Origin of the sequence: Sulfurimonas sp. HSL3-7 (assembly GCF_039645985.1) — a bacterium.
GTDB classification, from domain to species: domain Bacteria; phylum Campylobacterota; class Campylobacteria; order Campylobacterales; family Sulfurimonadaceae; genus Sulfonitrofixus; species Sulfonitrofixus jiaomeiensis.
In genome coordinates this window covers 2,562,825-2,588,402 of the sequence record NZ_CP147919.1, presented here as the reverse complement: position 1 = coordinate 2,588,402, position 25,578 = coordinate 2,562,825, and the positions used below count along the sequence as shown (strand labels likewise).

The following is a 25,578-nucleotide window of genomic DNA, read 5'->3' as shown; positions in this document are numbered from 1 at the left end:
TGAAATCTGCATAATCTGTTGATAAAACAGTCTTCGAAAAGGAGAAGCCATGCCCATCTTTGTCGTCCAGAAACACAGCGCCTCGACGCTTCATTACGACTTCAGGCTGGAGATCGGCGGGGTCCTGAAGTCCTGGGCCCTTCCCAAAGGCCCCTCGCTCGATCCCCACGTCAAACGGCTCGCTGTCCCGACCGACGACCATCCGCTTGCCTATGGCGACTTCGAGGGGAGCATCAGCGAGGGGCACTACGGTGCCGGAGAGGTGATCATCTGGGACAGGGGGAATTTCGAGAACATCTCGCACAAAGACGAAACGCCTGTCTCTCTCGAAGAGGCCTACGAAGCGGGGCACATCAGTTTTGAGCTGAAGGGGCAGAAGCTCCGCGGAAAGTTCACGCTGCTGAAGACCCGCTACGACGGCAACTGGCTTTTGCTGAAACAGAAAGACGGGGAGGCCAGAGAAAACGGTGACATCACGAAAGAGCAGCCCTTTTCCGTGGGGCCGAAGAAGGGGGATTAGCTTTTGTGGTGCGGCGAAGCGGGCTGCGATTCGAAGTTGTAAGGCAGCATCGACTTTGCGGACTCCGCGACGATCTTCTCCTCCCATTCGAAAATGATCTCGATCTCTTTGCCGAACTCGTAGATGACCTGGCGGCAGGCGCCGCAGGGCGAAAAGTTCTTTCCGGTCGAGGCGATAGCGATCGCTTCAAAATCGCCGGGTTTGTAGCCCATGGAAACGGCTTTGTAGATCGCAACACGTTCGGCGCACATCGTCGAGCCGTAGGCCGCATTCTCCACATTGCAGCCGTCGATCATCTTTCCGTCTTTTGTAACGAGGGTCGCCCCCACTTTAAAGCCGGAGTAGGGGGCATGTGCGTTCTCCTTCGCCTTGTGCGCCTGCTGCAGTAACTGTTTGTGCTCCTCTTTCATTGCGATCCTTTGATTGGCTTCTTTTTCGCTGCATGGTGCGCCCGGGCCGGACTCTGATCCGGCCTCATTTCCATCGGGCCGGTCTTCTATGCAGCCGTATTGTTTACCCGATTGTGACTGATTTACTCTGAATCTCTTCATAAGGGAGCGGGCGTTTCACTGTTTTGAGCACTTTACATGGTAGAATGGTTATAAACGATAAGGTTAAGGTGTTTACATGAAGCAAGAGGAGCGATCAGGCAATTCTAACCATCATGCGCTGATGCTCTTGCTGCTCGGCTTCATTATCTCAACAGCCACCGGCTGGCTGCATGCGGAGGAGACTATGTCACTTACACTGAGCTCAACAGCGTTCGCCCACGGCGATGAAATTCCCTCAAAACATACCTGCGAAGCAGAAGACCTCTCCCCGCCGCTACACTGGGAAGGGGTGCCTGAGAAGGCCGAAAGTCTGGTGCTGATCGTCGACGATCCGGACGCGCCGGACCCGAAGGCGCCGAAGACGACATGGGTCCACTGGGTCCTCTACAACCTGCCCTCCGGCATCGACGGTCTCTCCGAAGGGACGACCTTCAGAGATCTTCCTAACGGGGCAAAAGAGGGGCTCAACGACTGGATAAGGAGCGGGTACGACGGCCCCTGCCCGCCTATCGGGCGCCACCGCTACTTCTTCAAGCTCTATGCCCTCGACAGATCGCTGGCCTTCAGGGACTATCCGACGAAGGCTGAGGTCGAAGCGGCGATGCAGGGGCATGTCATTGAGCGTTGCGAGCTGGTCGGGACGTACAAGAAAGCAAAACGATAGCCAGTCACCTCTGTTTGACACTTGCCGGTTGTCCTTTGATTGCGATGTGAATAAGTGAAAACGGGGAAAATGCAGAAGAGTGGATTGAAGATGCCGTCTCATGCGGCATCTGGGGAGCACGGTTGCTCCCTGCGGCGGTTTATGGTCGCAGGCGGCGTCTTAGACACCTTGTAAGATGGCGTAACCCGAAGCGGCATCCGGTCTCGCAGTTGTCGCAAGCCGTTAGTCGGTGCGACGTTTCAAGTTTATGAAATGGACCTGCCAATCCTCTTGTCTGAAAATCGGTGAAACGCACATGGTCTCATTATCGGTACATCACTCCCGGTGTGCACCATTGCAGTAGAGCTGCGTTGACCTGCCTTCATCTCTTTACAGAGGACATCTCACGTTTTTACCCGATCTCTCGCAGCGCATCTGCCCATACCCCAACTCTCTATTAGGGGCTGCATCTGTCAGCGGCTCAAGACCCAAAACCGTCATAAAACATTTGTGTTTCATCGGCTTCCTTTTAGGTACCTTGTCTCAAAGTATCGTACGTACTATAGGTAGTATAGATCGGGAAATCTGAATAAATGTTTAAATGGAAAAAATTTTCTATCTATAAGTGGTAATTTTGCGACAACTGACATCTGAGAAGCCATTTTGCGGCGGCGAAAGACCCGTTTTTCTGAAAAGGGCTGAGAAGAGGGAAAGGGAAGCTTTTCGCTTAAAGGCCGAAAAGAGCAGGGATAAGGGTGATCGGATTCGTCAGTACGAAAAAGCGGCCTCTCCCCGTTGGAATAAACGCAGAGCAGATGCCGATTCAGGGTATTTCGAGGTGTTCTATATTTTTTACTTATACGTTAAAATGTCACACAAGGAGTCCCATGTTCAATTTTGAAGAACTTTTTGGCCTGATCGATGTCGGGATCACTGTCTACGAACCGCTCGAAAAGGGCGATGACTTTAAAGTCGTCTACCTCAATGAAAAAGCAAAGGGCCTTTGCAACTTTGCCGAGGGAGAGTCTGTATCCGAAGCGTTGTCCACACTTTTCCCGGTCAATGCAACGAGGTCCCTGCTTGATCTGTTCAAAGAGGTCTACCGTACGGGAGAACCGCAGGAGATCACCCTGGTCCCCTGCGTCGGTTACGCCAGGCAGTGGCAGGAGGGCTACCTCTACAGACTCTCCGGCGGCCAGATCGTTTCACGCTGCACGGGGGTGCAGGAAGCGCGTGCAAGAGAGATCATGGCCCCGCATGAACGCCTCACCTTCCGGACGATCCTCGATACGGCGCCCATCGGCATCTGGTCACAGGATGCGTCCGGGAGACTTCAGTTTGTCAACAAGGCCTTCTGCGATGCCATCGGCATCAGAGAGGAGACCTTCCTCTCCGTCCCCCATTACGAACCGCTCTACCCTCCGGAAACCGCGCAAAGCTGCATGCGCTCGGATGAAGCGGCCCTGCAGCAGAGTGAACCTCACCTCTCGTATGAGAAGATCCCTTTTGTCGACGGCAAAGTGCACGAAGTCCTGATCGTAAAGACGCGGGTCGAAGACGAAGAGCACGGTGTCAGCGGTCTGGTCGGCCTCAGTCTCGATATGACGGAACAGCTCGAAGCGGAGAGGAAGCTCGAATCGATCAACAGGGAGCTCGAAGAGCGGATCTCAAAGGAGATCGAGGCGAGCCGCCAAAAGGACAATATGCTCTACCAGCAGAACAAGTTTGCGGCGATGGGAGAGATGATCAGCAACATCGCACACCAGTGGCGCCAGCCCCTTAACACCCTGGGGCTGCTGCTGACCGACATGACGGTCAAGATGATGATGGAAAAAAGCGGGGACCGTGCGCACGATTTTGAAGCATTTCAGGCCCACTGCAGCGAGATCATCCAGTACCTCTCCGACACGATCGACGATTTCCGCTTCTATTACCAGGAGGATGACGGGCACAACACGTTCTGCATGCGTGACATGGACAGATCACTGCAGATCCTCGTCAAAAGCTCTATCATGGGCAACCATATCCGTTACGAGACCGATCTGAAAAATGTACTGATCAGCGGTTATCTGAACAACCTCAAGCAGGCGCTGATCAACATCTATTCAAATGCGGCCAATGCCATCAAGAAGAACAGGGTCGAAGAGGGGGCCATCAAATGCCGGGGGTTCATCGAGGGATCGGACTATGTCATCGAGATCTGCGACAACGGCGGCGGCATCGACGAAGCGATCATCGATAAGGTATTCGACCCCTATTTTACGACCAAGCATAAAAGCCAGGGGACCGGGCTGGGGCTCTACATGACGAAGCAGATCATCGAGCAGAAGTTCAACGGATCGATCTCGGTGAAAAACGACAAAAGCGGTGCCCTCTTTACGATCCGCATTCCCTGCAGCGGGGAGGCGTGCTGACCGCCTGCCGCCATACGGGTGCCCTTTTATCGCAGAAGTTCGGAAAATCATCCGCTCCAAAGGGTTTGAGGTCAAACTTGGTCAGTAAGTAAAAACAGGGGAAAACGTGGAGAAGTGGATTGAAGATGCCGCTTCACGCGGCATCCCGGGAGCACTCATGCTCCCTGAGGCGGTTTATGGTCGCAGGCGGTGTTAACAACACTTGCCAGATGGCGGACCCGAAGGGGCATAGGGCCTCGCAGTTGTCGCAAGCCGCTCTTCGGTGCGACGTTTCTGATTAAGAAATGGGCCTGCCAGCCATCTTGTCTGTGAATGCCAAAGCGCATAAGGCCTCGTAACAGGTGCAACATTGTCGTGCGCACCCCGCAGTCAACCTGCATGGACCTGCCTTCAGCTCTTCACAGAGGCCATCTTACCTTTTCACCCGATCTTTCGTCGCTCTTTCTCTCAATCCCAACTCTCTGTTAGGGGTTGCTTCCATCAGCGTCTCCAGACCCAAAACCGTCAAAACGCGTTTTTGTATCATGGGCTTCCTTTTCAGGTACCTTTGTTCAAATAACCGTACGTACTTAATAACTAGTATAGAGCTATCTACATAAAAAAATTATTAATGAAAGTACTTAGCTTTTTCGAGAAGGTTTTCAAAGAAGATGAGGTAAAGCCATGCCGTGTTGAAAATCGCCGACAGCGTTAAGCATGAGCTGAATAGAGTTTTTAACAGTACTGCATTTATTAATGTTGAAAAATATTAATATATAATGTTTAAATGAAAACTATAAACGATCTCTACCGGCATGACAAACCCAGGGAAAAGCTGCTGGACCATGTGATCTTGAGTAAAGAGGGGATATTGTGAGTGACATTATCATGTATGATGATGGTTTGGTGGTTTTAGATGCAACGATGGAAGATGAAACCGTCTGGTTAAATCAAAAACAGATGGAAGAACTTTTTGGCAAGAGCAAAAAGACCATTTCGGAACATATCAATAATATATTTAAAGAGGGTGAATTGGAGAAAGATGCAGTTGTCCGGAATTTCCGGACAACTGCGAGCGATGGCAAATCGTATAATGTCAATAGTTATAATCTTGATGTCATTATCTCCGTTGGATATAGAGTGAAATCAAAGCAGGGTGTTCAGTTTCGTATCTGGGCGACAAGTGTATTGAAACAGCATCTTTTAAAAGGGTATACGTTAGATCAAAAACGCTTGGATGTGCTGGAAGAGAAACAGGTTTTGACCGACAAAAAGTTAGAACAGGTATTTAACGCGATGGAAAATCAATCCCTCAGACCAAAGCAGGGCATCTTCTACGACGGGCAGATCTTTGATGCCTATGTGTTCGTTTCCAATCTCATCAAAAGTGCTGAACGCTCCATCGTGCTCATCGACAACTATGTCGACGAATCGGTGCTGACCATGCTGGACAAACGCGCCAAGGGGTGCAGTGCCGTTATCTACACGAAAAGCGTCCCGAAAAAACTGGCGCTTGATCTGAAAAAGCACAATGCCCAGTATCCCGCTATAGAGATCCGGAAGTTTGCGGATGCGCATGACAGGTTTCTCATCATCGATGACGATGAGGTCTATCACATCGGCGCTTCACTGAAAGACTTGGGCAGGAAATGGTTTGCTTTTTCAAAGATGGAGAAGGACTCGCTGGCGCTAACGGAGCGGGTGAAGGAGATCTACAGCTGATCACCGCTTCGGTATACCGAAGCGCATTAATTCAAGTGGCAGAATGTCGTTAAGCGTGCCTTGAAAGCCGCTGCGGAGGCAAAAAGCCGGGAGCAGCGAGCGATTCGCGCAACGACGATTTTCTTTTGGTTCTTTTCTTACGAAAAAGAAAAGAATGAACAATCTGTTTCATCTACAGATGAATCTGCTTTTGTAAAGCAAATTGTTTTCTGCCACTTTTTTAAAAAAAGTAGCGTAAAAAGCGGCCTTTCGCGAAACGCTCATCCCTCCCGGCACTACTGCCTCCGGGATGGCTTACAAGGATCGCGCTCAAGACCCAAAGGTCCATTTTATTGATGCGTTTCGACGTGTCGAAGCTCTTAAACTCTAATTAGCTAGCGGATAAATCAATAGACAGAAGGTCGTTAAGCGTGCCTTGAAAGCCGCTGCGGAGGCAAAAAGCCGGGAGCAGCGAGCGATTCGCGCAACGACGATTTTCTTTTGGTTCTTTTCTTGTGAAAAAGAAAAGAATGAGAAACATAGTTTTCTTGCCACTTTTTTAGAAAAAGTAGCCTGTCCCCTTTTCCTCAGGCAACTGTCCTCTTTTTTCAATTTTCATAATATCTCTTATGATTTAATAATCAAGTTCATATCTTACTATGGGTTCGTTGGTTTTTTTACTTAAAATGTTATTATTTGCAAATGAATAGTAAAAAGAAATACTCTAGAGATGGTCGAGCTCCAATTCCTAAAAATGAACAAATTTCAAAAAACATGAGTGCGATTAAAGCAAAAAATACAAAGCCAGAGTTACTTTTAAGAAAAGCGCTTTGGCATAATGGAATAAGAGGATACAGACTACATTGGAAGAAGGCTCCGGGAAGACCTGATATTGCTTTTCCGGGGAAAAAAATTGCAATTTTTATTAATGGCTGTTTTTGGCATAGGTGTCCACATTGCAATCCGTCTATGCCGAAAGTACATATTGAATTCTGGGAAGATAAATTCAAAAAGAATGTAGAACGAGATAAAAAGAAGTTAGAACAGTTGGAAAAAGATGATTGGAGGACATTAGTTATTTGGGAATGTCAACTAAAACAAGATCCTATGATATTTGTCGCTAAAATACGAGAGATGTTAGATACTTCTAATAAATAGTTAAAGTAAATGGATTTAATAATTGAAAAAATATAAGGTAGCAGACTTTTTTTGTGGTGGAGGGGGCTTTTCAGAAGGCTTTAAATTAGCGGGCTTTGAGGTTGTATTTGCTGTGGATCGATGGCAACCAGCAGTGACAACGCATCATGCTAACCATCCAAATGCAAATACATATCTAGGTGATGTAATACAAATTTCTAACCTTCCTGATGATGAATTCCATCAACTTATTCCAGATACGGAAGTGATTATAGGCTCTCCGCCATGTACATCTTTCTCAAATTCTAATAGATCAGGTAAAGCTGACAAGTCGTTAGGTATACAATTAATTGAGGCTTATCTAAGAATTATTGCAAGAAAAAAGATGAAGAAAGACTCAATACTGAAGCATTGGGTTTTAGAAAATGTACCTAATGTTGTTTCATATATAAAAGATGAGTACACATACGAAGAATTAGGGATAGATAGTGAGGGCAAACTGAAGGTGAAATATCCATCATCAAAAGTTTATAATTCAAAATATTTTGGTGTTGCTTCAAATAGAAAAAGGTACTTTTGTGGTGACTTTCCGGAACCTGAACAAACCATAGTCAATGATGAAGATACAAGAACAGTAAATGATGTTTTGAAATTTCTAAAACCTCCTAAAAATAATTTAGAAGAAACAATACAAGATCCTAATTATAATGACTTCGACTTGGTATCTAAAGATATCACTGATCATCACTATGTAATGGAAGTTGCGGATTTTGAATGGAAAAAAGCAAAAAGGCTGAAACAAGATAAAGGGTATATGGGAAAGATGTCTTTTCCTGAAAATTTAGATAAGCCATCAAGAACTATTATGGCAACAATGTCTTCATGCGCTCGAGAGTCTATTATATACCCTTACATTCCAGAGGAAAATAGATATAGAGTACCGACAGTGAGAGAAATAGGTTGTATTATGAGCTATCCCTTAGATTACAGATTTTATGGGAAGAGTAAAAGTATTAAATACAAACTAGTAGGAAATTCCGTACCTCCAAAAATGTCATTTGCGATTGCGAAGTCCATTGCAGAATACAATTTGTGTGAAGTCCCGACAACTTATATTCCTATTAAATTTAATGATAAAGCTCTTGATGACTTTATGAACTTGAATTTAGATATTTTCCATTTGAATATAGAAAAGCCCAAAAAAATTACTGCAAAATTCAAATATCATATCCCCTATCTTATACGTAATGTGTTTCGAGTGGAGCTAACAAACTATAACTCTGACTTTGAAAATAGTAGCTTTAAATGGGAAGTTGAAATACATAGAAGTCAAGGTCCTAGAGCAAAAGTATATAGGCCTAAAATTGTATTAGAAATGTTTAATATTGAACATCAAAAAGTAATGCAAAGCTTTATTGAGTCCTTCAAATACAAATTGACGGATGCAACTCGTCTTCAAGAAAATCATTGTAAGACTGAGAAAGAAAGAAAAATAAATAACGATATTGGACCGTACGAATTGCTTAACTTGATACGTGAGTTTATTGATAATAATATTGTGGAAGAGGACTTTAATAAAAATATCTTTATAGATAATGAGTTGACAGGTCTTCCTTATGTTATTGCTGTAGGTTTTTATGTTTTAAATGAACTCAAGATAATTTATATAAACAGATGAAAACTATTTAGTTACAATACATATATTTACTAATAAATAGGGATGATAGATGGATGCAAAATTAAGAACACAAAAGATTCAGGAACTAATGGATAGAAAAAAGGACAATCCTTATTCAAGTAAAGAGATAAGATATATGGATAAAGTTCAAAAACTACCAGTTTTTGAGATTCCTGTTGAGCTATTGATATTTAATCAATATAATGGTCGAATAGGGACCTTTGTAAAAACATATGAAAAACAACATGGACCAATAGATGCCACAACGAAAAAGGGTGAAAAACTAATAGTTGATTTTTTATGGAACTCTAAAGTAAACAGGAACAAAGAGACCAAGAAAAATATTATTGAAAATGGTCAGCTTGAGTTCGGAATTGTTACTAAAGATGGGGTAGTTATAGATGGAAACCGACGATGTATGTTACTTAAAAAAATCGCTGAGGAAACAAAAAGCACACCAACCTACTTTAAAGCTATTGTCCTCGATGAAACATTACAATCCAATCCAAAAGAAATCAGAAAACTTGAGACGATGTATCAAATGGGGGTCGATGAAAAAGTAGACTACAATGCTATCGAACAATATTTAAAGTGTAGTGAACTTTCTCAGGACTTTTCAAATGAAGAGATTGCGAAGATGATGGGTAAAAAGCCTTCAGATATAAAGAATTACTTAGAGATTCTTGCACTTATGGAAGAATATTTAGAAGCATATGGTTACGGTGGTATGTATACTAGGTTAAATGAAGAAACTGTAGAAGGTCCTTTTGTGGATTTAAGAGGATATTTGGAAACACAGACAACTGGAAAGGGAATACGAGGAAGGGATTGGCAACCTGAAAAAGATGATATCGATGATCTCAAAAATATTTATTTTGATTATATTAGGGCAGGTTTTAGAACAGCTCACAATATAAGAGATATAGGTAATCCTGCGAAAGGACAAGGTTTTTTTAGCCATGAAAAAGTTTGGCGAGAATTTGTGAAAAGATACGATGAACGGATTGACCCAATAAATGATCAAGAAAAGTCTTTGGAAGAACTTAGGTCTGAAAGACCAGGTGAAGAAATAGAAGATATCATAAGAGGGAGAGATAGTGACTGGAAGTCAAAAGTCGAGCCTTCAATGAAAGAAAATATAGGTAGAACAAAAAGAGACCTTGATGATCAGAAAGAGGCAAATTCACCAATGGAATTACTAGAGAGAGCAAGACGGACTTTGCAATCAGTCAATACAGATATCGATGCTTTTAGAGGAAAAGAAATCAGGGAAATAAGTCATGAAATTAGAAAACTAGCAGAGGGATTTATTAAAATTGTCGATATAAGAGATTAAAAGAATGAATATACAAATTGATGTTCTCGATAATGCTTTTGTTTTAAAAGGTGATTTGGAAGCTATTAAGAATAAACGCAGAGCAAGGTCTAATTTTGAAAGTATTGGTGCTTCTTTTAATGATGTAAATCAAATAGTAATTCCTTTTAGTACAGAAAAATATCCAAACGAATATGATGATGAAGAGAAACAATATGCTGCAGTATTGAGGTTATTAGATAAATTTAGTATCCCTTATCAAAAGACAGACAAAGCTCAGGATCTTGTGCATGATATGGATCGGGAAAATGACAACTTTAACAAGTTTTCTATCAAAGCAAAAAGAATCCGAAACAACGAACATGGGGATGATGACTTTGAAAATTTCACCAATGTTATTGAAAGTAAGTTAAAACGTGAGCTATATGATCTACAGTTACTTTCAGGTTACCATTTAGCATACTCACAGAATGCTTGTAATTTTTCAGTCCCGGGTGCGGGAAAGACATCAATCGTCTATAGTGCATATGCTTACCTTAAAAGCCTTCCCATCACGAATAGTAAGCACGTTGATAGACTATTGATTATTTGTCCATTAGCGGCCTTTGCTCCTTGGAAAAATGAATACGTTGAGTGTTTTGGTAAAGGGACATCAGTACGTGAATTAGTTGGTGTAGCACCTTATGATAGAAAAGCACATTTTTATTCAGATGACTATACAGAGATAACATTAATATCATACCAGAGTGCATCAAGTGAATCAGATATTGAGAATATCAAAGCTTACTTGAACCGTAACAAGGTGATGGTAGTACTGGATGAAGCACATAAAATCAAAAATGTGACGGGTGGAAAGCAAGCAGAAGCTATTCTTTCTATTGCAAAGTATGCTACGGCTAGAGTTGTGTTGACAGGGACACCCGCACCTAATGGTTATCAAGACTTATATAATCTTTATAAGTTTATTTGGCCATCTAAAAATGTTATTGGTTTTCCCGTTAATTATTTACAGATGTTATCAGAGGAAAAGACACCTAAGGCATTGCAAGATATAAAAATATTGATAGAGAATATCTCTCCATTCTTTATTAGGGTAAAAAAGTCTGACCTTAATTTACCGGATCCAATTGAGAATGAACCGATTATGGTCTCAATGAGTAAAAGTCAAAAAGTGATATATGAATATATAGAAAAAAAGTATATTGATTATTTTGAGCAAGAGACAAGTACAGATAGTTTTATAAACAAATTACAAAAAGCTAAATTAGTTCGTTTGATGCAGTGTGTTACCAATCCAAAACTACTGAATAAGGCATTAGATAGTTATTTAGATGAAGAGGGATTGTCGAGTAATTTAAATGTTGATGACAAAGAAGTCATGAAGTTGATTAAATCATATAACCCGCAGGATGAGATACCTCCAAAGTTCCTAGCAATCAAAGAACTTCTAAATAAAATATTTTTAAAAGATGGTGCAGATGGAAAAGTGATAATTTGGACTATCTTTGTTCAGAACATTTTTGATTTAAAAGATTATCTGAAGGACCTAGGTATTGAATGTGAATTGCTCTTTGGGGGTACTCCGAATGAAAATGATGATACTCCAGAAGAGATATTGACACGTGAAAAGATTATTGAAAGGTTTCATAGGTCAGATTGTCCTTTTAAAGTAATTATTGCAAATCCATTTGCAGTAGGTGAGTCTATCTCTTTGCATAAGGCTTGTCACAATGCAATCTATTTAGAAAAAAACTTCAATGCATCTATGTATATGCAATCAAAAGATAGGGTCCATAGATATGGTCTTGATCAAGAAGATGTAGTCAACTATTATTATCTTCTTTCTACAGACACTGTTGATCAGACTATACATAGTAGGATATTAGAAAAAGAAAAAAGAATGTTAGAGCTGATTGAGGGTGAAGACATTCCATTGTTGAATTTGAATATGGAGGACTCAAGCGATGGTGATGAGGATGATATTAGAGCAATAATAAGGGACTATCATGATAGAAAAACTGCTAGATCAGGATAGACTAGGAACTAAAAGTCAGATATTATATATTATAGGACTTCTTTCAAATGGAGCAGCAAGTTATGAAGATTTACGTCATGCTTGTTCATCACAAGAATATTCCTTTAGCACTTCATTTAAAGGTGCAATTGTTTTACTGGAATATCTAGGAATCATTAAAAGAAACGGTGTGTTGTCTGTAGTTAAGCTTTTTGATTCAGATGATTTTGCAAAAGATTTCACCACATTATTATTCTCAAGGCTTTCACAAGATAAAGAACTACATAACTTTATTAACAATAACAATTTTGTTTATGACCAAAACTCTGAATTGATCTTCATTATGAATAATTTGATAAGACTCGAGTTTTCATCATTGAGAAACCTATTGATGAGTCTAGGAGTATTCTTTAGAGATGACTTGATCGAAAATCATCTTGTATTGCATAAGGACTTTATAGAATGGTTTTTTGAAGTTGCGATACCTCTTATTGAACAGTCTAAAATTAGGAATTGCTCATTAATAAATTTAGAAAATCTACAGAAAAAGCAAAAAATAATTGGGATAGAAGCTGAAGAGTTTGTATTAGAGTTTGAAAAGGTGCAGAGAAAAGAACATCCTAAACAAGAGAATATAAAAATCATATCTGAAGTTGATACAAGTGCTGGTTATGATATTTTATCTTATCAAACAGATACCTCTATATTTTTGGATAAATATATCGAGGTAAAATCGTATGATGGGAAGGAGTCTTTTTATTGGTCAAAAAATGAAATGGAAGTAGCTAAAATAAAAAAGGATGACTATTACTTATATTTAGTCAATAGATCTGAAATGAATAAAGAAGGGTATAAACCTATAATGATTCAAAATCCTTTTGATCAGGTATTGAACAATGATAAATGGGACAAAACAGTAGAAAAATATTTTATATCTATCTGAGTAGAAAGTTCGAAATGTTATTTCAGATTGAATTTTATGTTCATCATCCCCTTTCAAACATATTTCCGACACAAGTAATACTTAAATCTTCTGGGAAGATGATATTTATTCCAGATGGTTTGAAAAATAGAAAAATATAATAAAAGGTCACTTTTAAAAGTTAAAATTCATAGACAAAACTTTTTTCTACTTTCAATGCATCAAAACAGTCCTCTCCAAAAACCACTATCACCATTCATTTGCTATACTCACGCCATGAAAAATACAAAGTCACCATTAAAAGAAAAACTGCTACGCACTCCCGGACAATCACTAGACGAAGAGATAAACAAAATCATTGATGATCAAGCTTTGACGTATTTGCTAGCACCTATTTTTTTTATTATATTGGCGATAATGGAATGGTACAAGTGGTATATGGCTGTTCCTCCTTCTCCATGGACAATGACTATTATGGCTTTAATTGTTGCGGTATTTAGTGTCTACAAGATTGTCCCTTTGAGAAAAAAGCTTGTAGCATTACGCCAAGGAAGAGACGGCGAAAAAGCTGTGGCAGAGATGCTGAATTTTTATCGTGAAGCGAAGATGAAAGTTTTCCATGACATCGTCGGAGAAAATTTCAATATTGATCACGTCGTTGTCTCAACAAGAGGTGTTTTTCTGGTTGAAACAAAAACCTATTCTAAGCCTATGAAAGGCAAAACAGAAATTACTTTTAATGGGCAAACGATTATCAAAAATGGGTATAGATTCAATGATGACATTTTGATTCAGGTTAAAGGCTCATCGAAATGGCTTAGAGATCTCATCGAAGAGCTGACCGCGAAAGAAGTTGAGGTGCAGCCAGCCGTAGTTTTTCCAGGATGGTATGTGAGAATGACAAATGAGTACAAAAGTGATATCTGGATGCTCAATCCAAGGAATCTGGATAAGTTCATTATGGGGAAAAAAGAGATTCTAACCGATGAAGATGTGAAACTTATTTCAAATCATCTTTCGCGCTATATCCGTTCAACTCAAGAATAGCTAGCTTTTCATCTCTTTGAAAATTCCTTTCCCGTTTTAGCTACTTTTAACAACAACCAAATTATACTTGCGCTCCGATTTCAGATGCCGACATAGCTCAGTTGGCTAGAGCAGCTGATTTGTAATCAGCAGGCCCGGGGTTCAAATCCTCGTGTCGGCACCATCGATTTCGGATCTTTTTAACACAACAGACGGTGAGATAGTCAAGTGGCCAACGACGGCAGACTGTAAATCTGCTCCCTATGGGTTCCCAGGTTCGACTCCTGGTCTCACCACCATTTATGTGCGCGCTCGTAGCTCAGCTGGATAGAGCACTGGTTTGCGGTACCAGCGGTCGGGCGTTCGAATCGCTCCGGGCGCACCACTCTTTCAATAATTTTTCCCACACAATCTGATTTTACCAATGTTAAAACGATTCTCCAACTATTCAACAGATGCATTATTTGTCATACCGATCTTGATTTGGCTAAAGTAAGTTACTTCATAATGTTTTAGAAAATCAACGACTACTTTACAGCATCAGTGTACAGGGTACTGTTGCCCCATTTTTAATTCATATCCAGTACTAGGGCATATGGATAGATGAACTATTTTCTTGCGATTTTTCTTGTTGATTAATCTTCAAATTTTCAGTAGTGATTTTGGTATGCATAGATTTTAGTGAAAATTAACTATAATCCACTGTATATAAGGAGATGGTACATGAAATTACAATTTACATTGGCATTTGCTACGGCGATTATTTTAGGTTTTAGTGGTTGTGGGAGCAGTGATTCAGATTCGACATCAGATTCAGAAGTAGAGATTGATACTACAGCAATCAAAGTCAGCAAGGACGTTATCGCATTAAAAAGAATTTTTTACATTTGGACAAATACACCTGATAGTATTTTTTTAAATCAATATGACTCGAATGAATCTTGTTCAGAAGGTGGTTATAAGGAATTCGTCGAGCGTTCTGATGGTAATTATCATTGGGTCTATGATAATTGTTTAGCAGCAACAGGTAAAAAGATGACCGGAACAATATTTAATGCTAGTACATCTGTTGCTTCTGAATATGATTTCATAGACGAAATAGAAAATAGCTATAAAACTACTGTAGATTACAACACCACGACTACACAAATTATAGAAGAAGCTAAGAAAACGTATGATGGTTCCATTTATCGTGAAGATTATGGGACTCAAGATGGTGTTCAAGTAGTTTGGTCTGTAATGGGCATTGATTATAGTAATTTTGTTGTGACTAGTTTATATACACACATGGGAGATCATGGATATGTGACAGCGCTTGATGGACAAGTAGTATATGACATTCACGATAGACTAGGTAATGTTGATTGTCAAAGTGGAAGTTATGTGTACGAGACGATAGAAGATCTTCAACACGGAAGTACAGAAACCAATATCACTAAAGGTATCATTAAAGTGAATGATACGACTATAGAATTCAATAGCAATGATACATTCACTGTGATAACAGCTGAAGGTAATACAACGACATATTCCCAATTAGATACTTATAGTTGTGAATAGATACAGGTTGGTCAATAATAGAAACGAAGAGTGAGTCAATTCTATTTTATCACCACTTTTTATGAGTAATGGTACCAGCGGTCGGGCGTTCGAATCGCTCCGGGCGCACCACTCTTTCAATAATTTTTCCCACACATTTGATTCTTACAATTGTTAAAACGATTCTCCAAGTATTCAACAGATGCATTATTTGTCATACCGGCTTTGATCTGCCTACTGTACGTTGTTTCATAAAGCCAAAGAAAATCCGTATTGGCGTAACGTTGTTTTCGCAAGTGCGTTCACCTGAACGTCATTGGGGCATTTGCATCACTTCGGGTCCACCGTTTGCTTCCAGTAAACGTCCCTATGATAAAGCAGAGTATTTAACCGGGTATACCACCCGGTCGAACTTCTGCCTATTCGTAGGTGATTTCAAGTTTCGGCAGGTCGGCTCCCTCCTCCTTATTATAGAAATCTGTTGCTCTTAATGACGTATAGCCCGGGTCTAAGAAATTCTCTGGCATGAGGTAGAACCCATAGTTGGAAAAATAGTTACTCGCCCAATTCTGTACTATCTGGGTGACATCGACCTCTACCGGCAGGGTTGATATCGGTCGCGGGAAGGTCTTTGTGCCGGAAGCGTAATAGTTTGGCTGCGTGTTCCATGTTACATTTGCAAACCAGTTATCGTAGATTGCGGCTACCTTGTAATTGTAACTTTCAGAAAAATCACCGGCCAATATGACGGGATAGAGAGTCAGCGTTGCCTTGTGGATGGTTTTCCCGCTGATATCTGTACCGACATCGAAGTACATCAAACTCGCACCACAAAGATAGTCGGTGAAATAGAGTCCGTGTGACCAGTTACAGCCTACCGAGTTGTAGGCACTCGGGTAAGATGTATTCGCTGTGCTCGCGTCATTGCTCTGAACCATAATCAAATTGTCGGCAGCCACCAGATATGTTTTTGTGATCTGGGTCTGAGTAACCGTTACCGTGACAACGTTGCTGTAAGAAGTATAGCCCGATTGCGTCATAGCACGTACACGGTAGTAATAAGTGCCAGCTTGCCGGGAGAGAGTGTAGCTTTTCGGTGATTCGCGGTCCCCTGTAAATGTCGTATCATATATGGTCGTGTATCCGGTTGAAGAGGATGTAACGGACTCTTCAAGTTGGTACCCGTCGTTGCTTGAACCGAAGATCCCCCAAGTATACGTCCAGGTTAATGTGATGCTTCCGCTCACATTGGACGTAAGCTCAAGCGTGATGCTGGTAGGGGAAGCATCGGTGGTTGCTGAAGCGGTATTGGTATAGGCCGAAATGCCCACATCGTTGACCGCTGCGACCCGGTAATAGTACATCGTCGATGCATTGAGTGACGTGTCCGTGTAGGATGTGGTACCCACCGGCGCTGTTGCAATCGTGCTGAAACCACTACTTTCGGAGAGACTTCGCTCGACGACAAAACCTGTTTCATCCGAGGAGTTATCCGTCCAGTTCAAAGTGATCTGCGAACTGGAATCTGTACCGGCGTTCAAACCGGTTGGGGCCGAAGGGACTGTCGGGAGCGCGGCGGTAGTGGCGTTGGCGGTATTGGAATAGGAAGATTCGCCAGCGGGATTGATGGCCACCACACGGTAATAATAAGTTGCGGAGGCTTCGATACCGAAACCGTCGGTATAACTTGTGACGTTGGCTGCCGTATCAGCCACTTTGATAAAGCCGCTGAATTCCGAAGTACTTCGCTCAACACGGAAACCTGTCTCATTGGAGGCGTTGTCTGTCCAATTCAGAATGATCTGCGGGCTTCCGTCCGTATTGGCGGTTAGGCTGCTCGGCGCGCTGGGTACGGTCTGTTCTGCAGGATTTGTAGTCGCACATACTGATGAACTCTTTGCCGATTCATTGCCTGCGGCATCTAGTGCTGTCACTTCATAGCAGTATTGTGTACTTTCCGATAACCCGACATCAGAAGCGTAATTACTGCTGACTTGCTTTAGATAAGTGCCATCACGGTATATTTTATAGGCTGTGACGCCAACGTTATCAGATGCCTCAGACCAGTTGATATCGATTTGCGTACTCGTGACGGCGTTTGCAGTGAGATTGCTCACCTGTTCAGGTGCCGTTGTATCGCCTGTTTTATGCCCTGTAAAAGTACCGTGGTTGTCCTGATAAGGGTCAAACCATTCGCCGCTGATATTTCCTGACGCATCGACGGTGCCTCTGAAATAAGAGCCGTTGCCGGCTTCTCCGACTATCGCATTGATTTCACCGGTGCCGTCTATAGTCCCGCTAAGCGTATAGGTACCAATGGTGTTGGAATTAATAATACCGCTAAATGTACCGTTACTGTTGATCGTGCCACTCCAGGTCCCTGAATCGTCGCCGCTGAAGGTTCCTTCATATTCGCCGACATATTGGGCCAAATCTGTTGACGCAGTATCGGAGTCTCCGCCCCCGCCCCCGCTGCAGCCGGTGAAAAACAGCCCTAACACTAAAATGGGCAAGAAAAGCTTTGATAACTTCATGTTGTCACTCCTTCATGATCACAGATCATTCTTGATTTCCATGCAGTTGGAACATAAATACGATCAACCCGGCCATCCTGAAAACTGCAGAGCTTTTCGTTCAGAATGGCAAATACGCCGGCTTCTGTCGAGCTAATAGAAACAAATAGTAAACAGCTGTAACACACTTTAATTATGATAATAAAATGATTAAAAACAGATAATAATAGTTTCGGCAGCCGGAAACGATCGCGCCGCTTTGCGCAGGGGGAACACGGTCTGCCGCACCGGAAACCCTGTTGATGCAATCCTGTACAAGTTTGATAATCCATCGTTTTTACACTGCATCCGCTCAGATGAAAACAATCAGAAAACAGAGGTGTTTAATGATGTGAAAAGTTATTTTGCATTATAAATAAATAAAAGGAGTCTAAATGAAAAAACTGAAATGGTTCTTCTCTATGCTTGCTGTTACACTTGTACTGCTCGGATGTGGTGATGAGGGTGGGGGATCGTCACTCCCTATCGGTGTATATGAATCAAGTGAAAACTACATAGAACTCGATTCGGACGGCCATTTTACATTGATAAATTTCCCGAACACAATCGATGGGCGCAACTTCACCGTCAGCGGTACATTTACATATACCAAAGCGCCCGACAAGATGTACGACAACATATACGGCCAGATAGAATTCACTGTCGAATCGATCATACTCGAAGGGAGCAACGTCAATTTCTTTTATTTTGACGATGCGCAGCTAAATGCCAGTTTCACGGAAATAGGGGACAGGCTTGAAGGATGGTGGGCATATTCAAGTGAGTATACGAACGAAGCTGCTATGCGTGTTTATTTTAACTGGCCCGGCATTCCCCGTGGCGCCACCTATTACGAAGGACACAATGAAGTGTTCCATGGTGACAAAAGATAGTGGGATGTACTGTTAGAATCCATCGTCAACAGGGTTTCAAACAGATAAAAGGGGAGGCGCGGGATGATGCCTTCTACCCCTTGCGGCAGCCGACCTTGTTCCTCTCAGTATAAAGTTGTTCGCTGTTATAATCCAATTAAATCAGTTGTATGGTGCTATAATTAATGCATGAACGAACAACGGAGAAGTTTACAGCACGACTGTGTTATTGAGATCTATGTTGCAGAAGAGGTACGCCAGGCCTATGCACGGCTCGTTTTTCTGGTGCCGGCTTTGGCGAGCTACTTCTTTTTTTCCAGTCGACTCAACGCCGATTTCGGGCTGCTTGCGAGCCTGTTGGGCGGTTTCACTTTTGCGACATTATTTCACCTCTTCGCCATACAGCGCTTCCCCCAAAAGAACTTCATGCTCAGAAAAGTGGTCATCATCACCGTCGATATGGTCGTTGTGGGGGCTTTTTTTTATTACATGGAAGAGTTCGGCATCCTCTACAGCCCGATGTTCCTCTGGATCATCATCGGCAACGGCATGCTCTTCGGTCCGAAATACTTCTATATCTCGGTCGCTGTAGCGCTGGGGGTTATCGCTTCCGTCTTTTTCCTGAGCGGCTACTGGCATGCGAACTGGCAGACGGTCGCGGCGCTCTCCATGGCAATCATACTGCTGCCGTTGTATTACCTTGCGCTCTTAAACCGCATTAAGTACAAAAACGATGCCCTCGAGTGCCTGCTCCGCTCGACGCAGCACCAGTCAAGACATGACAGCCTGACCAGACTGCCGAACCGCTACTATTTTGAAAGCGAACTCGAACGTTTGGTCGAATGCAAAGCGCCGTTCGCCCTTCTTTTCATCGACCTCGACGGGTTTAAAAAGATCAACGACACCTACGGCCATGAAAGAGGGGACACCATTTTGCGCGAAGCCGCGCTGCGCCTGCAGGAGGTCACCGCTGCAGGGGACATGGCGGCACGTCTCGGCGGCGACGAGTTCGTGGTCATCGTAAAAAGGCCCGACGAGGCCAAGGCGCTCTCATACAGTATCATCGCACTGCTTTCGCAACCCTACCGCGACAACGGCACGACGGTCTCGATATCGGCGAGCATCGGTATCAGCTATTACCCCGAAGATGCGGAAGATGTCTTCTTTCTGAAAAAATATGCCGACATCGCCATGTACCGGGTCAAGATAAACGGCAAGCACAACGTCTTGGAGTACCGGGCTATCGGTTCAGATGGGATGCGTTGCTGCTGATCTTTGCGTGGCGGTTCGGGAGGAGATTGGAAGGGTGTCAAAAGTACAGGGTTTACAGCCCTGTATGGAGTTTATAGAGATTTTTGTAGAGCTCCATCTCTACTAGGAGCCCTTTTTTTCCGCTTTCTCCTTTTTTTTGTAGGACTTTACATCTTTTTTGATCTGCTGTCTAAGCTCTTTTTTGAGCAGGTTCTTGAGCTCTTTTTTAACGATCTTTTTTACTTTTTTCTTTTTCATTGTTGTACCTCTTTTTTTGGTCTATAGGCCGATGCCTACTGTTTATCATAGAGCAGGGAAGCTTAAAAGCCCTTTTCGGCTCTACAGAAAGCTGATGATCTCCGAAACCGTCGGATGGGCATGGATCATCGTTTTGAGTTCGTCGGCCGTCATTTTCTGCTCGACGGCCAGCAGCAGCTCATGGATGATCTCCGTCGCCTCCGCCCCGATGACCGAGGCGCCGAGGATCACGCCGCTCTCGGCCGAGACGACGATCTTGGCGAAGCCCGCATCGTCGCCGAGTATCTTCGCCCTGGCGTTGGCCTTGAAGTAGGCCTTCCTGACCTCCACGGCGACCCCTTTCGCCTGGGCCTCGCTCTCTTTGAGGCCGCAGCTCGCGACGGCCGGATGGGTGAAGATGGCGGAGGGGGAGAGGGCGGTGTTGGCCAGCGTCTTCCCGGCGGCGATGTTGCGGGCCGCGATCCTCGCTTCGGCGTAGGCGGTGTGGGCGTAGGCGGGGGTGTTGATACAGTCGCCGAGCGCGTAGATGTGCGGCTGGCTGGTCCGGAACGCGGCGTTGACCTCGACGAACCCTTTCGGGCCCAGTTCCACGCCCGCCTTCTCAAGCGAAAGCTCTCTTGTGTTGGGCGTGCGGCCGGCGGCGCAGAGCACCGTTTCGCAGGCGATTGTCTCCCGGCTCTCGCCTTCAAGAGTCACTTCTACGCCGTCTCCGCTCACCTCGGCTTGCTGTACGGTCGATGCGGTGATGACACGGATACCGCGCTTCTTGAAAGCGCGCAGCAGCACTTTGGAGAGCTCCTCGTCTTCGCCGGAGAGGAGACGCTTCCCCCGGGAGATCAGCGTCACGTCGACGCCGAAGGCGGCAAAGAAGTTCGCAAACTCGCAGCCGATGGGGCCGCCGCCGACGATGGCGAGCGAGGCCGGCAGTTTCGTCAGCTCGAACACCTCCCTGCTGGAGATGATACGCTCGCCGTCGATCGGCAGCTGCGCCACCTGCCGCAGCTGCGAGCCCGTCGCGATGATGCACTTTTCGAAAGCGATCGTCTCGCCGTCGACCTCGAGGGTGTGGGCGTCTTTGAAGAGGGCCGTGCCGTAGAGCAGCTCCACGCCGGCCTGGTCGAGCAGCCATGAGACCCCGGAGCGGAGCTCGTCGACCAGTTCAAAGGTCCGCTCCCTGAGCTTGCCGAGGTCGAGCCCAGTGTACTCCAGGCCGAGGCCGTTCTCCCTGAAATGGGAGACCCGCAGCGCGCAGCCGGCGCTCTCTATGTAGTTCTTCGCGGGGGTGCACCCCTCGTTAAGGCAGGTGCCGCCGAGGCGCGCTTTGCTCTTCTCGATCAGCAGGGTCTCGACGCCCGCTTTGGCGAGCCCGATCGCCGCCTCGTAGCCGCCGGGACCGCCGCCGATCACCACCGTGTTATAGCTTTTCATCTTCAGGCCTCCTTGTTGTCACTGCGCTTGCGATACTCGTGCGCCATGTAGCTGCTGCGGGTATAGGGTGAGCTCTTGATGTAGTCAAAGCCCATCTCCATGCCGGCGCTGCGGAAAAACTCGAACCGCTCCGGCGGCAGGTACTCCACCACTTCGGCATACCCGCTAGCGGGGGCAAGGTACTGGCCGATGCTCAGATACCGGCAGCCGACATCCAGAAGATCCCGCATCAGGGCGAGCACCTCCTCTTCGCGTTCGCCCAAACCGAGCATGATGCCGCTCTTTGTCGCGACGGCGGGGTTGGTATCGGAAAGCATCTTCAGTACCCGCAGCGAGCGTTCGTAGTCGGCCCCTTTGCGCACGTGGTAGAGGCGCGGCACCGTCTCCACGTTGTGGCCGATGATCTCGGCGCCGCTTCGGGCGACGGCTTCGAGCGCGGCTTGGTTCTCTTTGAGGTCGGGGATCAGCAGCTCCACAACGATGCTTTCGTCAAGGGCCTTGACCGCGCGCACCGTCTCGCAGAAGTGGGCGGCACCGCCGTCATTCAGGTCGTCGCGGGTCACGCTGGTGATCACCACGTGCCTGAGCCCGAGCCGCCGGACCGCCTGCGCCACATTTTCGGGCTCCTGCGCATCGGGCGCCGCGGGTCTTCCCTTGCTGACGGCACAGAAGGTGCAGGCGCGGGTGCAGAGGGCGCCCAAAATCATGAAGGTCGCCACCTTCTGGCGGAAACATTCGCTGATATTGGGGCAGATCGCCTCCTCGCAGACCGTGTGGAGATGCCGTTCGCCCATCAGGGCCTCCATCGCTTTGTGGGAACTCGGGGTGATCTTCTTGCGAAGCCACTCCGGTTTACGTCTGATCGTGTTCTGCATGGAGATTCCACCTCTCTTGGCTGTATTTCTGCGCCAGAAGCTCTCCGGCACGCTGCGCTTCCGACACCCTCAGGGCGCCGCTGACGAAACGGACCCCGAAGCTTTCGCAGAAGCTCTCCTTGAGCAGTTCTGAGAGCGCATCGATGCTCACTTCGATACCGAGCCTCTCCAGCGTTGCCGCAGTTGAGAGCCCCGACTCCTCCAGGAAAAGCGGGCCGAAACGCTCCTCATCCAGCGAGATGGGAATGGTGCCGTGCTGAAAGAGCGCCCCGGAGGTGTGGCGCTGGGCGTTGCCGCCCATCTTTCTGCCGCCGATCAGAAGGTCATAGGGCTCATTGCCTGCCAAACAGACATTGGTGCTTTCCCTCTCGAGCTGAAGCTCCTGCGCAAAAGAGGCCTTCTGCCCCAGTTTCTCGTAAAGATTGACGAGAAATCCGCAGAGGTAGCGGTAGCTCTCCTTTACCCCTCTGTGCCTCAGAAGGTTGCGCGGAAGGATCAGCGAGTAGGAGAGGTCGCCGCCGTGGACCAGGATGCCGCCGCCGCTGATGCGGCGTACGCAGGCAATTCCCTGGGCTTCAGTACTTTCAAGGTCGACGCTTCTGCCGGCACCGGAAAAGCGGCCGAGCGTGAGGGCGGGTTCCCATCCGTAGAGACGGAGAATGGGCATGTCACCCTCTTTGAAACTCTCCAGAAGCGCTTCGTCGACCGCCATGTTCCATGCGGCGGAACCCTCTCCGCTCTCGATGAGCCGCCATCTTTTTGCTGTGATCATATTTACCCTTTGGGTCATTGTTTCATAAGCAATCTAAAATATACTTTATCTTATGATGGTTTATACGCGTGTCGAACCTGAAACATACTTTGTAAAAGGATGGGAAATGGAAGAGAAGTGGATCGAAAAAAAGAGTGAGGATTTTAAGGTCACCCCGAACCTGACGGACTATGAAGCGGCCTACGGGCGCTTCAGCTGGGAAGAGGTGGGCCAGGAATTTGACGGCCTTCCCTCCGGCGGGCTCAACATCGCCCATGAAGCGATCGACCGCCATGCTGACGGCCCGCTGGCAGAGAAGACCGCGCTGCTCTGGCTGGGCGAGAGCGGCGAAAAAAGGGCGTTCACCTTTGCGCAGATGAAAAGCGAGAGTGCCCGGTTCGCCAACGTGCTCAAAACCCTGGGATTTTCAAAAGGGGAGCGCATCTTCACCCTCTCCACGCGGCTGCCCGAACTCTATATCGGCGCCATCGGCATCCTCAAAAACCGCAGTGTCATCTGTCCCCTCTTTTCGCAGTTCGGTCCCGAACCCATCCTGCAGCGCATGCAGCGCGGCGATGCCCGGGCGCTGCTGACGACGAAAAGACTTTTTGACAAAAAGGTGCGTCCCCTTCTGGCGCAGCTTCCCGAGCTCCGGCATGTCCTGCTGATCGATGCCGAGGAGGACGAGAGCGATCGGGTCCGCTCGCTTCCGCGGCTGATGGCGCAGGCCTCCGACACTTTCGAGATAGAGCCGACCGACCCCGAAGATATGTCCGTACTCCATTTTACCAGCGGCACCACCGGGATGCCCAAAGGGGTGGTGCATGTGCATAAGGCCGTCTACGCCCACTGGCTGAGCGGGGCCTATGTCCTTGATCTGCACAGGGATGACAACTACTGGTGTACCGCCGATCCCGGCTGGGTCACCGGTACCTCCTACGGCATCATCGCGCCCTGGGTCCACGGTGTCACCAACATCGTCGACGAGGCGGAGTTCAATGCCGAGCGGTGGTACGGTATTTTGCAGGAGGAGAAGGTGAGCGTCTGGTACACCGCTCCGACAGCGATACGGCGCCTGATGCGCATCGACAACGAGCCGACGGAGGCGTATGACCTCTCCGCCCTGCGCCTGGTACAGAGCGTCGGCGAACCGCTCAATCCCGAAGCGGTGCTCTGGGGCGTAGAGAAGCTGAAGATGCCCATACACGACAACTGGTGGCAGACGGAGACGGGCGCGATCATGATCGCCAACCTGATCTCGCAGACGGTGCGGCCCGGCTCGATGGGCAGGCCTCTGCCGGGCATCGAAGCGGGGATCGTGCATCAAAACGACGACGGCAGCGTCACGGAGGTCACCGAGCCCCGCAAAGAGGGAGACCTTGCTCTCCGGCCCGGCTGGCCCTCGATGTTCCGCGGCTACCTCCACAACGAAGAGAAGTACAGGAAAAGTTTTGCCGGAGGATGGTACCTCTCGGGCGACCTCGCCTACAGAGACGAAGACGGCTATTTCTGGTTCGTCGGCCGCGCGGATGACATCATCAAGACCTCCGGTCACATGGTGGGCCCTTTCGAGGTCGAAAGCGCTTTGATGGAGCACCCCGCGGTGGCGGAAGCGGGCGTCATCGGCAAGCCCGACCCGCTGATCGGGCAGCTGGTCAAGGCCTTTGTATCACTCAAAAGCGGCTTTGAGGCGGGCGAGGAGCTCAAACGCGAACTGATCGGTTTTGCCCGCAAGCGACTGGGTGCGGCCGTGGCGCCCAAGGAGCTGGAGTTCACGGAGAACCTCCCCAAGACCCGAAGCGGCAAGATCATGCGCAGGCTGCTGAAGGCCCGGGAGATGGGACTGCCCGAGGGCGACACCTCGACACTGGAGGCGTAGACGGCGCCTTTTACCGAGAGGCAAAGTTTCAGAGACTGTGAGATTGATCGGTGCCAACAGCACCTCTTGCCGACAGGCAAAGCTTTAGTGACTGAACAGTCTCTGGACTTGTTCAGAGACTGTGAGATTGATCGGTGCCAACAGCACCTCTTGCCGACAGGCAAAGCTTTAGTGACTGAACAGTCTCTGGACTTGTTCAGAGACTGTGAGATTGATCGGTGCTAACAGCACCTCTTGCCGACAGGCAAAGCTTTAGTGACTGAACAGTCTCTG

Annotated in this window: 22 protein-coding genes and 3 tRNA genes; 18 read left to right on the top strand and 7 right to left on the bottom strand. The window is 46.3% G+C overall.

Annotated elements, in window-relative coordinates:
• Positions 1–49 precede the first annotated feature (49 nt).
• Positions 50–520, top strand: coding sequence for a DNA polymerase ligase N-terminal domain-containing protein (locus tag WCY20_RS12785; protein ID WP_345975674.1), 471 nt, complete (start codon positions 50–52; stop codon positions 518–520).
• On the opposite strand, the gene cdd is transcribed toward WCY20_RS12785, so the two are convergent.
• Positions 517–930, bottom strand: coding sequence for a cytidine deaminase (cdd, locus tag WCY20_RS12780; protein WP_345975672.1), 414 nt, complete (start codon positions 928–930; stop codon positions 517–519). The genes WCY20_RS12785 and cdd overlap by 4 nt on opposite strands.
• Before the next feature lie 217 nt (positions 931–1,147).
• Between cdd and WCY20_RS12775 the strand changes: the two genes are divergently transcribed.
• Positions 1,148–1,735, top strand: coding sequence for a YbhB/YbcL family Raf kinase inhibitor-like protein (locus WCY20_RS12775; RefSeq protein WP_345975670.1), 588 nt, complete (start codon positions 1,148–1,150; stop codon positions 1,733–1,735).
• Between the two features lie 369 nt (positions 1,736–2,104).
• Here the strand turns inward: WCY20_RS12775 and WCY20_RS12770 are convergent, their stop codons facing one another.
• Positions 2,105–2,233 (bottom strand): hypothetical protein, encoded by a 129-nt coding sequence (locus WCY20_RS12770; protein WP_345975669.1) that lies wholly within the window; start codon positions 2,231–2,233, stop codon positions 2,105–2,107.
• A gap of 368 nt (positions 2,234–2,601) precedes the next feature.
• Between WCY20_RS12770 and WCY20_RS12765 the strand changes: the two genes are divergently transcribed.
• The 13 genes from WCY20_RS12765 to WCY20_RS12705 all read left to right on the top strand — a co-directional run bounded on the left by WCY20_RS12765 (position 2,602) and on the right by WCY20_RS12705 (position 15,460).
• On the top strand, positions 2,602–4,128 hold the full coding sequence (locus tag WCY20_RS12765) for a PAS domain-containing sensor histidine kinase (protein WP_345975667.1): 1,527 nt from the start codon (positions 2,602–2,604) through the stop codon (positions 4,126–4,128).
• An 852-nt stretch (positions 4,129–4,980) separates the two neighbouring features.
• Entirely contained in the window at positions 4,981–5,829 is an 849-nt protein-coding gene (gene rhuM / locus WCY20_RS12760) for a RhuM family protein (RefSeq protein ID WP_345975666.1), read from the top strand.
• 60 nt (positions 5,830–5,889) lie between these two features.
• Positions 5,890–6,165, top strand: coding sequence for a hypothetical protein (locus tag WCY20_RS12755; protein WP_345975664.1), 276 nt, complete (start codon positions 5,890–5,892; stop codon positions 6,163–6,165).
• Positions 6,166–6,510: 345 nt separating this feature from the next.
• Positions 6,511–6,966, top strand: a complete 456-nt coding sequence (locus WCY20_RS12750) for a very short patch repair endonuclease (RefSeq protein ID WP_345975662.1) — start codon at positions 6,511–6,513, stop codon at positions 6,964–6,966.
• A 22-nt stretch (positions 6,967–6,988) separates the two neighbouring features.
• The gene (locus WCY20_RS12745) at positions 6,989–8,623 is read left to right on the top strand and encodes a DNA cytosine methyltransferase (protein ID WP_345975661.1); all 1,635 of its coding nucleotides are present in this window, start codon (positions 6,989–6,991) and stop codon (positions 8,621–8,623) included.
• A 49-nt stretch (positions 8,624–8,672) separates the two neighbouring features.
• Entirely contained in the window at positions 8,673–9,959 is a 1,287-nt protein-coding gene (locus WCY20_RS12740; protein ID WP_345975660.1) for a hypothetical protein, read from the top strand.
• A 4-nt stretch (positions 9,960–9,963) separates the two neighbouring features.
• Positions 9,964–11,973 carry a DEAD/DEAH box helicase gene (locus WCY20_RS12735; protein WP_345975659.1) on the top strand — a complete coding sequence of 670 codons (2,010 nt, stop codon included), beginning with the start codon at positions 9,964–9,966 and terminating at the stop codon, positions 11,971–11,973.
• Complete coding sequence (locus WCY20_RS12730; protein WP_345975658.1) at positions 11,945–12,895, top strand: DUF3883 domain-containing protein; 951 nt, start codon at positions 11,945–11,947, stop codon at positions 12,893–12,895. Before WCY20_RS12735 ends, WCY20_RS12730 begins: the two co-directional genes overlap by 29 nt.
• A gap of 255 nt (positions 12,896–13,150) precedes the next feature.
• Entirely contained in the window at positions 13,151–13,921 is a 771-nt protein-coding gene (locus WCY20_RS12725) for a nuclease-related domain-containing protein (protein WP_345975657.1), read from the top strand.
• Between the two features lie 86 nt (positions 13,922–14,007).
• A tRNA-Thr gene (locus WCY20_RS12720) sits at positions 14,008–14,084 on the top strand.
• A 30-nt stretch (positions 14,085–14,114) separates the two neighbouring features.
• Positions 14,115–14,199: transfer RNA gene (locus WCY20_RS12715), tRNA-Tyr, on the top strand.
• Between the two features lie 9 nt (positions 14,200–14,208).
• Positions 14,209–14,285, top strand: a tRNA-Arg gene (locus WCY20_RS12710).
• A 338-nt stretch (positions 14,286–14,623) separates the two neighbouring features.
• The gene (locus tag WCY20_RS12705; protein WP_345975656.1) at positions 14,624–15,460 is read left to right on the top strand and encodes a hypothetical protein; all 837 of its coding nucleotides are present in this window, start codon (positions 14,624–14,626) and stop codon (positions 15,458–15,460) included.
• Between the two features lie 398 nt (positions 15,461–15,858).
• Here the strand turns inward: WCY20_RS12705 and WCY20_RS12700 are convergent, their stop codons facing one another.
• On the bottom strand, positions 15,859–17,973 hold the full coding sequence (locus WCY20_RS12700; protein ID WP_345975654.1) for a DNRLRE domain-containing protein: 2,115 nt from the start codon (positions 17,971–17,973) through the stop codon (positions 15,859–15,861).
• Between the two features lie 413 nt (positions 17,974–18,386).
• Here WCY20_RS12700 and WCY20_RS12695 point away from each other — a divergent pair, with 413 nt between their 5' ends.
• Positions 18,387–18,884 (top strand): hypothetical protein, encoded by a 498-nt coding sequence (locus WCY20_RS12695; protein WP_345975652.1) that lies wholly within the window; start codon positions 18,387–18,389, stop codon positions 18,882–18,884.
• 168 nt (positions 18,885–19,052) lie between these two features.
• Positions 19,053–20,135: a GGDEF domain-containing protein gene (locus WCY20_RS12690; RefSeq protein ID WP_345975651.1), complete on the top strand. Its 1,083-nt coding sequence runs from the start codon at positions 19,053–19,055 to the stop codon at positions 20,133–20,135.
• A 102-nt stretch (positions 20,136–20,237) separates the two neighbouring features.
• Here WCY20_RS12690 and WCY20_RS12685 read toward each other — a convergent pair whose 3' ends face one another.
• The 4 genes from WCY20_RS12685 to WCY20_RS12670 all read right to left on the bottom strand — a co-directional run bounded on the left by WCY20_RS12685 (position 20,238) and on the right by WCY20_RS12670 (position 23,447).
• On the bottom strand, positions 20,238–20,372 hold the full coding sequence (locus WCY20_RS12685) for a hypothetical protein (RefSeq protein ID WP_345975649.1): 135 nt from the start codon (positions 20,370–20,372) through the stop codon (positions 20,238–20,240).
• A gap of 81 nt (positions 20,373–20,453) precedes the next feature.
• Entirely contained in the window at positions 20,454–21,800 is a 1,347-nt protein-coding gene (lpdA, locus tag WCY20_RS12680) for a dihydrolipoyl dehydrogenase (RefSeq protein WP_345975648.1), read from the bottom strand.
• A 2-nt stretch (positions 21,801–21,802) separates the two neighbouring features.
• Positions 21,803–22,675, bottom strand: a complete 873-nt coding sequence (gene lipA, locus WCY20_RS12675; RefSeq protein WP_345975646.1) for a lipoyl synthase — start codon at positions 22,673–22,675, stop codon at positions 21,803–21,805.
• The gene (locus tag WCY20_RS12670; protein WP_345975644.1) at positions 22,653–23,447 is read right to left on the bottom strand and encodes a lipoate--protein ligase family protein; all 795 of its coding nucleotides are present in this window, start codon (positions 23,445–23,447) and stop codon (positions 22,653–22,655) included. Before WCY20_RS12670 ends, lipA begins: the two co-directional genes overlap by 23 nt.
• Before the next feature lie 52 nt (positions 23,448–23,499).
• On the opposite strand from WCY20_RS12670, the gene acsA reads away from it, so the two are divergent.
• Positions 23,500–25,305: an acetate--CoA ligase gene (gene acsA, locus WCY20_RS12665; RefSeq protein WP_345975642.1), complete on the top strand. Its 1,806-nt coding sequence runs from the start codon at positions 23,500–23,502 to the stop codon at positions 25,303–25,305.
• Positions 25,306–25,578 lie beyond the last annotated feature (273 nt).

Bases quoted from the DNA above. Each gene is read 5' to 3' on its own strand.
- WCY20_RS12775 (WP_345975670.1), top strand. From the start codon at position 1,148: ATGAAGCAAGAGGAGCGATCAGGCAATTCTAACCATCATGCGCTGATG.
- WCY20_RS12725 (WP_345975657.1), top strand. From the start codon at position 13,151: ATGAAAAATACAAAGTCACCATTAAAAGAAAAACTGCTACGCACTCCC.
- WCY20_RS12735 (WP_345975659.1), top strand. From the start codon at position 9,964: ATGAATATACAAATTGATGTTCTCGATAATGCTTTTGTTTTAAAAGGT.
- WCY20_RS12750 (WP_345975662.1), top strand. From the start codon at position 6,511: ATGAATAGTAAAAAGAAATACTCTAGAGATGGTCGAGCTCCAATTCCT.
- acsA (WP_345975642.1), top strand. From the start codon at position 23,500: ATGATGGTTTATACGCGTGTCGAACCTGAAACATACTTTGTAAAAGGA.
- WCY20_RS12670 (WP_345975644.1), bottom strand. From the start codon at position 23,447: ATGATCACAGCAAAAAGATGGCGGCTCATCGAGAGCGGAGAGGGTTCC.
- WCY20_RS12740 (WP_345975660.1), top strand. From the start codon at position 8,673: ATGGATGCAAAATTAAGAACACAAAAGATTCAGGAACTAATGGATAGA.
- WCY20_RS12690 (WP_345975651.1), top strand. From the start codon at position 19,053: ATGAACGAACAACGGAGAAGTTTACAGCACGACTGTGTTATTGAGATC.
- WCY20_RS12705 (WP_345975656.1), top strand. From the start codon at position 14,624: ATGAAATTACAATTTACATTGGCATTTGCTACGGCGATTATTTTAGGT.
- lipA (WP_345975646.1), bottom strand. From the start codon at position 22,675: ATGCAGAACACGATCAGACGTAAACCGGAGTGGCTTCGCAAGAAGATC.
- WCY20_RS12695 (WP_345975652.1), top strand. From the start codon at position 18,387: ATGAAAAAACTGAAATGGTTCTTCTCTATGCTTGCTGTTACACTTGTA.
- cdd (WP_345975672.1), bottom strand. From the start codon at position 930: ATGAAAGAGGAGCACAAACAGTTACTGCAGCAGGCGCACAAGGCGAAG.
- WCY20_RS12770 (WP_345975669.1), bottom strand. From the start codon at position 2,233: ATGAAACACAAATGTTTTATGACGGTTTTGGGTCTTGAGCCGCTGACA.
- WCY20_RS12700 (WP_345975654.1), bottom strand. From the start codon at position 17,973: ATGAAGTTATCAAAGCTTTTCTTGCCCATTTTAGTGTTAGGGCTGTTT.
- lpdA (WP_345975648.1), bottom strand. From the start codon at position 21,800: ATGAAAAGCTATAACACGGTGGTGATCGGCGGCGGTCCCGGCGGCTAC.
- WCY20_RS12785 (WP_345975674.1), top strand. From the start codon at position 50: ATGCCCATCTTTGTCGTCCAGAAACACAGCGCCTCGACGCTTCATTAC.
- WCY20_RS12685 (WP_345975649.1), bottom strand. From the start codon at position 20,372: ATGAAAAAGAAAAAAGTAAAAAAGATCGTTAAAAAAGAGCTCAAGAAC.
- WCY20_RS12765 (WP_345975667.1), top strand. From the start codon at position 2,602: ATGTTCAATTTTGAAGAACTTTTTGGCCTGATCGATGTCGGGATCACT.
- WCY20_RS12730 (WP_345975658.1), top strand. From the start codon at position 11,945: ATGATAGAAAAACTGCTAGATCAGGATAGACTAGGAACTAAAAGTCAG.